This window comes from Roseateles sp. P5_B10 (assembly GCF_056400485.1).
The window spans coordinates 1-2,387 of the sequence record NZ_JBFULE010000790.1 but is presented as its reverse complement, the minus strand read 5'-3'; the positions used below and the strand labels follow the sequence as shown (position 1 = coordinate 2,387).

The following is a 2,387-nucleotide window of genomic DNA, read 5'->3' as shown; positions in this document are numbered from 1 at the left end:
GTCCACGGGCCAGGTGGCGGCCTTCACGACCGCCCAGGTCAAGGGTCTCACCGCCGCCGACATGACGGCGCTCGGCACCGCCCAGGTCGCGGCGCTGAACTCGGCCCAGGCCGCTGCGCTGAACACGGACCAGCTCTCGGCCATCGATGCGGCCGACATGAAGTCGCTGACGACGGCCTCCCTGCGTGCGCTGTCCAGCGCCCAGATCGATGGCCTGACCAGCGATCAGCTGCGGGCGCTGACAAGCGCCCAGCTCAACGCGCTGACCACCAGTCCGCAGATCATCAGCCTCAGCACGGATGACCTGAACGTGCTGACGACGGATCAGATCGCCCGCCTGTCGACCTCGCAGATCCAGGCGCTGACGACGACTCAGCTGAGCAACCTGGTCACCGACAGCCTCAACGCGATGGGCTCGGCCCAGTTCGCCACGCTGTCTTCCAACCAGTTCGGCGCCCTGGGCACCGAYCAGCTCTCCAAGATGGAGACGGCCGACCTGCGCGCGGTCACGACCRMTGCRCTGCGCGGCCTGAGYTCCGATCAGGTCCAGTCGCTGACTTCCGACGAAGTSRGTTCGATGACGACGGCCCAGATCGCCACGTTGACGACGGCCCAGGTCAAGGGCCTGACGGCYGGCGACATGACGGCGCTCGGTACCGCCCAGGTGGCCGCGCTGAGCTCGGCCCAGGCCCAGAACCTGTCGACCGACCAGCTSTCCGCCATCGAAGCCGCCGACATGAAGTCGCTGACGACGGCSGCYCTGCGYKCSCTGTCCAGCACCCAGCTCGACGGCCTGACCTCGGACCAGCTGCGCGCGCTGAGCTCCAGCCAGATCAACTCGCTGACCACCGAYCAGGTCCGCACGCTGAACACGGACGACCTCAACAGCCTCACGTCCGACCAGTTCAACAAGCTCTCCACCGCCCAGGTGCAAGTGCTGACGACCGCTCAGCTGAGCAACCTGACGACGGACAACCTCAATGCGATGGGCTCGGCCCAGTTCGCCACGCTGTCGTCCACCCAGTTCGGTTCGCTGACGTCCGACCAGCTGCCCAAGCTGGAGACGGCCGACCTGCGCGCCGTCACGACCGCCGCACTGCGCGGCCTGAGCTCGGACCAGATCCTGACGCTGASCTCCGAYGAGGTCTCCAGCCTGAGCACCGCCCAGATCGGTTCGCTCACGACGTCCCAGGTCCAGGGCCTGACGGCCGCTGACATGACGGCCCTGGGCACCGCCCAGGTGGCCGTGCTGAGCTCGGCCCAGGCGGCCGCACTGAACACGGATCAACTGTCCGCCATCGACGCGGCTGACATGAAGTCGCTGACARCGGCCGCCCTGCGCGCCCTCAGCAGCACCCAACTCGACGGCCTGACCTCGGATCAGTTGCGGGCCCTGTCTTCCAGCCAGATCAATGCCCTGACCACCGACCAGGTCCGCACGCTGAACACGGACGACCTCAACAGCCTCACGTCCGACCAGTTCAACAAGCTCTCCACCGCCCAGATCCAGGTCCTGACGACCGCGCAGCTCAGCAACCTGACGACAGACAACCTGAATGCGATGGGTTCGGCCCAGTTCGCCTCGCTGTCATCCACCCAGTTCGGTTCGCTGACCTCCGACCAGTTGCCCAAGCTCGAGACAGCCGACCTGCGTGCGGTCACGACCGCCGCGCTGCGCGGCCTGAGTTCGGACCAGATCCTGACGCTGAGTTCCGATGAAGTCTCCAGCCTCAGCACCGCCCAGATCGGCTCGCTGACGACGTCGCAGGTCCAGGGATTGACGGCCGCCGACATGACGGCCCTGGGCACCGCCCAGGTTGCTGTGCTGAGCTCGGCCCAGGTCCAGTCGCTGTCCACCGACCAGCTGGCAGCCATCGACGCGTCCGACATGAAGTCGTTGACGACGGCCGCGTTGCGAGCCCTGTCCAGCACCCAGATCGATGGCTTGACCAGCGATCAGCTGCGCGGCCTCACCAGCACCCAGCTCAACGCGCTAACCACCAACCCGCAGATCATCGGCCTCAACACCGATGACCTGAACGTCCTGACGACGGACCAGATCGCCCGCCTGTCGACCTCGCAGATCCAGGCGCTGACGACCTCGCAGCTGAGCAACCTGGTCACCGACAGCCTCAACGCGATGGGCTCGGCCCAGTTCGCGACGCTGTCGTCCAGCCAGTTCGGCTCGCTGACGACCGACCAGCTGTCCAAGCTGGAAACGGCCGACCTGCGTGCCGTCACGACCAATGCGCTGCGCGGCCTGAGTTCCGACCAGGTCCAGTCGCTGACCTCCGACGAGGTGTCCAGCCTGTCCACGGGCCAGGTGGCGGCCTTCACCACCGCCCAGGTCAAGGGGTGGCGGCCTTCACCACCGCCCAGGTCAAGGG

1 pseudogene is annotated in these 2,387 nt (G+C 67.0%); it reads left to right on the top strand.

Going from position 1 to position 2,387, the window contains the following annotated elements:
* Positions 1-2,387 (top strand): annotated as a pseudogene (locus AC1DU6_RS27675) (heme utilization protein); the annotation flags it as partial.